The following is a 4,883-nucleotide window of genomic DNA, read 5'->3' as shown; positions in this document are numbered from 1 at the left end:
TGACGAATGCGTACATCTAACTCGTCAATTACTTCACTCCAATCTCCGTCTTGTGCGAGGGATTCAGCTAAAAAGTGTTGTTGTGCCTCATCCCAAAAAGAAGCTTCTTGGAGTAGTGTTGTGTCTTCTAATTCATGTGAGGCAATAAATGCATCTATTTGCTCATCACTATTTGGTAATCCAAGCTGTGCAAAAAGTGTGTTAATGTCGTGTTTTGTCGTATCCATGATATTGCTCCTTTAAATGAATGAAAATTCATACTAGTACCTAACTGTACCTCCTGCTAGTTAAACTCTCGCTGAATTTACGGTTAATAATTTTAGGTATATAGTTAGGTTTAAAGTTAAACAGCCTATAGCTAAAATAATAAAGGAAATACAATGAGTGTAACCACACCAGCTGATACGTTCAGCGTACAGTATTTAGCTGCAGAAGATATTAGTACTGCAGCGAGCCTAATTTATCAGGCTTATCATGACGATCCTGTATTACTAAACATGCTTAGCTACAATGACGAAAATAAATCAGTCTACGAAAAAAAATTACGATCATTAATTCGCGAAGAACTCAGTAGTTTTTGGCAAGAAAAACAGCCATTAATTGGTTTATACCGCAACGATAAATTAAAAGCAGTAGCGTGTGTATTTGAATCTAATAGCCAATTACAAGCGCAGCGTTATTGGCACTGGCGTTTAAAATTAATGCTGAGTGCGGGCTACTTACAAACAAATCAATTAATAGATAAAGAACAAACAATTAGAGACGCCCTTAAACAAAAAGGCAATTACTATTTTTTAGCTTTTATTGCCGTAGATCCGCATTTTCATGGACAAGGCTTTGGTCGTTACTTACTACGCGGGCTTGACGACTTAGTTAAATGCAACGCTGAGTCAACAGGGATGGCTGTATTTGTAACACGTAAGGAGCACATTGAATTTTTTAAAACTGAAAAGTTTGAAGCATTTAAACACCTTACTTTTAACCAAGTAGAGGGCGAGTTACTGTTTAAACCAATAATTGAGCCAACTATTTAAAATTATAATGTAAGCCAATGCGCCCAAACGGACATAAGACCGTGAGATATATCTCACATCATCGTAAGCATTGTCACTTAAAGGCTGCTAATAAGTAGCCTTTTTTGTTCTAAGTTATTGTTCTGCAGTGTTTATTTTGTTTTTTCATTTTTGTGACGTTTATTTATTTAATGTTAAGTCCTATTTCTCCCCCCTGATTGCTTTAAACTTCTCTTCGTCAAGACGACATAGCTCAATGATTGAGTTACTGCCAAGGATACGGAATAGGCAACATAGCAGACGCTAGCAGGAAGCATAAAGGACAAGCTAAAACGGATACAAGGAAGAATAAGGAAGTGCATGAAGCACTTAGTAGCTAGGAGTTACTTTAGGATAATCACGGATGACGCTACAGGAAGTAGCAGGAGCGTTAGTTTACGCAGGACAGCCAAGATGGCAAGTGGACATTGCAGGATGCAAAAAGTGGCAGGAGCTACTTTAAAGGATTACCAGGGATGATGCTACGGGACGTAGCCATACGATAGATTTCGTGGGTTTGCCAAGATGGCTATGGATATTGCAGGATGCAAAAGTGGCAGGAGCTACTTTAAAGGATTACCAGGGATGATGCTACGGATGTAGCCAAACGATAGATTTCGTGGGTTTGCCAAGGTGGCCATGGATATTGCAGGATGCAATGTGAGGGTAAACAAGGTTGTTTACTCGTTCAGGGGATGATAATACGGATTTAAGATAATGGATATCTAGCAGGATGCAGTCCAATTGGGGCGTAACTTTAGTTACGCCTTAGTTTTTTGTGTTGAATTAAATTTATTAATTTAAGACATATACTCCTAAAGTATATTAAGTTTTATATTTTATGGGGTGGAACAACCACACTTTTCAAAAACTCATTTTCCATAATTAACACACCTTGATAAGCATTTTCACCGTCGCTTGAAAACTCAAATATAAATTCACTTTTAATGCCTGGCTTGCCGTTCTTTAAAAAACCAAAGCGGCGTTTTGTGCATGCAACACTCATTAACTGCACCTGCAGTTGCTCACTTTGACGTTTAGCATGAACGTTCGCCGCTTCAGCAACCTTTCGGTTAAGCCAAAATAAGTAAATTACACTACCAATAAGTATGAACGTCCATAAACTTGCCATTTAAGAGAATAACCTTCCAATTGCACGCGCGAGGGTTTCGCTACGATTTTCTTTACGTAATAAGCCTAATAAATGCGGGCGAATAGTTGGTATTGCAACTAAGTCAGCAAAAATACTTGGAAACAATTCTTCAATTTTTTGATGATGCGCGCAATTATCCATAAATACATGTAAGCGTTCAGGGTTTTCTAATTGTTTAAAACACCGCCCAGCTATTGTTAGTAACACGTCAGAGTCGTGCTTCACTGGTGAGCTTAGTACAGTATCAACTAATTGAGCGCATAACCCTTGAGCTTGACCTTTTGAAGCTGATCTTAGTGCTGCGGTTATAGCTAATGTATCGTTATTACTAATTGCGGTCTGTGTGTAATCAACAAGTAACTCACTCATTGATGTTGGTATTTCAACGTGTTCAAGCATGGCACTGAGTGGTTGTAGTACTTCAATAGGTAAATGCGCCCATGCTTTTTGCAGATTACTTAAGTTTGTATCGCTGTCTAAGCGTAGTGCAAAATCGGCAATACCCTGTAGTGCAACACTTTGCCAATTATCAAAACCAATTTTACCGCTAAAGTACAATTGTGCATGCTCGTAATACTGCGATGCAGGCTGTTTTAATAGTACTTTTACTTGGGCGTTAAATGCCGCTAATTTATTTGCGTTTGGTGTAAAAACATAAGGGTTATTATCAAGCTTTCCATCGGCTTGCTCGCCTGTAATTTCAGTGCCTAGCGCTTGAATAACCATATCAGCAAAGTGATCGCGACTAGCACTTACCAGCATACTTTGCTCATCAAGGGGGAATTTTAAAAACCATACATACGGTTCTTTACTGGCTTTAGTATCCCAAAATTGAATAGCGAGCCATGCATGACCAGCAAGTGGATAAGGGTAAGGCACTTGAGCTTGTTCAATAGCTAAAAATTGTTTTTTATCAAGCTTAGTAATGTGCCTGCCAATATCAAAAGCACGCCACTGAGTACCCGCACCATCTAAAAGCTGACCTAATGTAGCTATTTGATCACTCATTGTTTTCTCAACTGTTTTTACTGCAAAATTACATTAATTATACGTCATAGCCGCTTGTGAGGGAACAGGGTATAATTGCATTACATATATAAAAGAGGGTGGTTATGTACCAGCAAACCCAAACTTATTTAGTGCAGCTAACGGCACTTTTACAAAAACACGCGCTTTGGCAAAGTGAGCCAATAGACGCTGAGGCACTGCTTTCAAATACTCCTTTTTGTCACGATACAATGGCATTTGAGCAGTGGTTACAGTTTGTATTTATTGACAAAATACAGCAATTAATAACACATAGGCAACCACTGCCGCGTAACTTTGCTATTGCCCCTATGGCGCAAATGACACTTGTGAATAAAGCCGGAAGCGATGAAATTATTGAATTACTAACAGCCCTTGATACCTTTTTAGGAGAACCAAATGAGTGAGCGTCCAGCGCCTATTGAATATGGCGAGCTGACTATTTTGTATCAAGATGAAAACTATGTGGCTATAAATAAGCCTTCAGGTTTATTAGTGCATCGCTCGTTTTTAGATAAACACGAAACCCAGTTTGCTATGCAAATGTTGCGCGACCAGCTAGGGCAACATGTATTTCCAGTACATAGGCTCGATAGACCTACGTCGGGCGTATTGCTGTTTGCATTGAACTCGGAAGCTGCTCGCGATATGAACCAGCTATTTATTGAAGGTACTATTGCTAAGCGCTATTTGGCCTTAGTGCGCGGCTTTGCGCCAGAGTCAGTATTTTTAGATAAACCGCTTAAAGAAGAACTTGATAAAATAGCCGATAAGTTTGCAGATCAAGATAAAGCACCGCAAGAAGCGCAAACCCAGTTTAATTGCTTGCACCAAGCTGCATTGCCTATTCCTATAGGTAAGTATCCAACAGTGCGTTACTCGTTAGTTGAGTGTTTTCCAAAAACCGGGCGAAAGCATCAAATTCGCAGACACTTAAAGCACTTATCACTGCCTATCATTGGTGATGTAAATCATGGTGATAACCAGCATAATCAATTTTTTAGAGAGCATTTTGAGCTAAGACGCTTAATGTTATTTGCAACAGAGCTTAGTTTTATGCACCCTTATAGTAATGAATCAATAACAATTAAAGCGCCACTAGGTGAAGACATGCTTGAAATATGTAAGCAGCTAGGTTGGCCAGAGCAAGAAAAGGATTATTAATGGCACATATTAGTATTTTTGTAGGCAGCGTTAATGGCGGTGCAGAGCGTTTAAGCGATGAAGTTGCAGCCACAATAGAGCAAGCGGGTCATACTGCTACAGTAATTACAGAAGCATCGCTTGATGATATAAAAAATGCATCGCATATTTTAATTGTTACCTCCACAACAGGCCAAGGTGATGTACCGAGTAATTTGGCCGGATTGTACTTTGCAATGAATAGCACTTTCCCAATGCTTACCGATAAACCGTTTGGTGTAATTGCAATGGGTGACAGATGTTACGGCGATACATTTTGTGACGCAGGGCGAAGCTTTGACGAGCTACTTCGTGATTTACAAGCAAAGCCTGTGGGCAACCGCCTAGAAATAGATGCATGTGAAGATTTTGAACCGTGGCCGGTAACCGAGCCTTGGTTAAAAGTATGGCTAGAAAAACTACCTGCTTAATCCTTTAATTTTAAAGTATTAAAAAAGGAGCGCATGCGC

The 4,883-nt window shown here is 39.4% G+C and carries 7 protein-coding genes; 4 read left to right on the top strand and 3 right to left on the bottom strand.

The window, feature by feature from the left end:
* The coding region (locus H5072_RS11830; RefSeq protein WP_182693625.1) for a DUF2789 domain-containing protein at window positions 1–227 on the bottom strand (227 nt) is incomplete at its 3' end.
* A gap of 153 nt (window positions 228–380) precedes the next feature.
* Here H5072_RS11830 and H5072_RS11825 point away from each other — a divergent pair.
* The gene (locus tag H5072_RS11825; RefSeq protein ID WP_154903551.1) at window positions 381–1,034 is read left to right on the top strand and encodes a GNAT family N-acetyltransferase; all 654 of its coding nucleotides are present in this window, start codon (window positions 381–383) and stop codon (window positions 1,032–1,034) included.
* 850 nt (window positions 1,035–1,884) lie between these two features.
* Here the strand turns inward: H5072_RS11825 and H5072_RS11820 are convergent.
* Both H5072_RS11820 and H5072_RS11815 read right to left on the bottom strand, forming a co-directional pair.
* On the bottom strand, window positions 1,885–2,184 hold the full coding sequence (locus tag H5072_RS11820; RefSeq protein WP_002963032.1) for a DUF3301 domain-containing protein: 300 nt from the start codon (window positions 2,182–2,184) through the stop codon (window positions 1,885–1,887).
* On the bottom strand, window positions 2,185–3,213 hold the full coding sequence (locus H5072_RS11815) for a DUF3549 family protein (protein ID WP_182693624.1): 1,029 nt from the start codon (window positions 3,211–3,213) through the stop codon (window positions 2,185–2,187).
* 104 nt (window positions 3,214–3,317) lie between these two features.
* Between H5072_RS11815 and H5072_RS11810 the strand changes: the two genes are divergently transcribed.
* From H5072_RS11810 to H5072_RS11800, 3 genes are read left to right on the top strand one after another with little or no spacing between them, the layout of a single operon-like run.
* Complete coding sequence (locus H5072_RS11810; protein ID WP_182693623.1) at window positions 3,318–3,638, top strand: YqcC family protein; 321 nt, start codon at window positions 3,318–3,320, stop codon at window positions 3,636–3,638.
* Window positions 3,631–4,395, top strand: coding sequence for a tRNA pseudouridine(65) synthase TruC (gene truC / locus H5072_RS11805; RefSeq protein ID WP_182693622.1), 765 nt, complete (start codon window positions 3,631–3,633; stop codon window positions 4,393–4,395). The genes H5072_RS11810 and truC overlap by 8 nt, the downstream gene beginning before the upstream one ends.
* Complete coding sequence (locus tag H5072_RS11800) at window positions 4,395–4,844, top strand: flavodoxin (protein ID WP_182693621.1); 450 nt, start codon at window positions 4,395–4,397, stop codon at window positions 4,842–4,844. The genes truC and H5072_RS11800 overlap by 1 nt, the downstream gene beginning before the upstream one ends.
* Window positions 4,845–4,883 lie beyond the last annotated feature (39 nt).

The sequence above is a fragment of the Pseudoalteromonas sp. SR45-5 genome (genome assembly GCF_014163565.1).
GTDB classification, from domain to species: domain Bacteria; phylum Pseudomonadota; class Gammaproteobacteria; order Enterobacterales; family Alteromonadaceae; genus Pseudoalteromonas; species Pseudoalteromonas distincta.
This window is presented reverse-complemented; position numbering and strand designations above follow the sequence as displayed.